This is a genomic window from Streptomyces recifensis (assembly GCF_002154615.1).
GTDB lineage: Bacteria > Actinomycetota > Actinomycetes > Streptomycetales > Streptomycetaceae > Streptomyces > Streptomyces griseoluteus.
Genome location: NZ_MUNH01000800.1, coordinates 1 through 640, shown reverse-complemented (window position 1 = coordinate 640; position 640 = coordinate 1). Strand labels below are relative to the sequence as shown.

At 64.7% G+C, this 640-nt stretch carries 1 protein-coding gene; it reads right to left on the bottom strand.

All coding sequences use genetic code 11. The annotated features are described in order from the left end of the window. Window positions 1-640, bottom strand: a 640-nt coding sequence (locus CCN33_RS29820) for an MFS transporter (RefSeq protein ID WP_140394760.1), incomplete at its 5' end; no start/stop codon positions are given.

The following is a 640-nucleotide window of genomic DNA, read 5'->3' as shown; positions in this document are numbered from 1 at the left end:
TCAGCCCATCTCCTCCAGGGTCTTGCCCTTCGTCTCCTTGACGAACTTAAGGACGAAGGGGATGGAGAGCGCGGCGAAGACCGTGTAGATCACGTAGGTGCCGGAGAGGTTCCAGTCGGCCAGCGACGGGAAGCTCGCGGTGATGGCCCAGTTGGCGATCCACTGCGCGGACGCGGCGACACCGAGGGCGGCGGCGCGGATCCGGTTCGGGAACATCTCGCCGAGGAAGACCCAGACCACGACGCCCCAGGAGAGCGCGAAGAAGAGGACGAAGAGGTGGGCGGCGACGAGGGCGACCCAGCCCTGCGTGGCGGGCAGCTTGCCGTCGACGAGGTGGTACGAGAACGCCCAGGCTTCCAGCGCCAGACCGACGACCATGCCGACCGAGCCGATGAGGGCCAGCGGCTTACGGCCGATCCGGTCCACGAAGATCATGGCGATCACGGTGCCGACGATGTTGATGATCGACGTCGTGAAGGAGTAGAGGAACGAGTCCGACGGGTCGACACCGACCGACTGCCACAGCGTGGAGGAGTAGTAGAACGCGACGTTGATGCCGACGAACTGCTGGAAGACGGAGAGGCCGATACCCACCCAGACGATCGGCTTGAAGAAGAAGCTGCCACCGAGCAGGTCCTTG